Source organism: Streptomyces sp. SID9727, assembly GCF_010550605.1.
GTDB lineage: Bacteria > Actinomycetota > Actinomycetes > Streptomycetales > Streptomycetaceae > Streptomyces.
Map to the genome: position 1 here is coordinate 1 of NZ_JAAGNI010000508.1, position 241 is coordinate 241.

Genomic DNA, 241 nt, shown 5'->3' on the forward strand with positions numbered 1-241 from the left:
GTCCGAGCGGCTGCGCACGGAGTCCGCCGAGCGGCTGCGCACGCTGCAGGAGCAGGTGGAGGCCGAGGCCCAGCGGCTGCGCGACGAGGCCGCGGCGGACGCCTCGCAGTCCCGTGCCGAGGGCGAGGCCGTCGCCGTACGGCTGCGGACCGAGGCCGCCACCGAGGCGGAGCGGCTGCGGACCGAGGCGCAGGAGAGCGCCGACCGGATGCGGTCGGAGGCCGCCGCGGCGGCTGAGCGG

At 79.7% G+C, this 241-nt stretch carries 1 protein-coding gene; it reads left to right on the forward strand.

The genetic code is table 11. The annotated features are described in order from the left end of the window. Positions 1-241 (forward strand): hypothetical protein (locus G3I41_RS34310; RefSeq protein WP_164404424.1); only part of this gene is annotated, 241 nt, incomplete at both ends.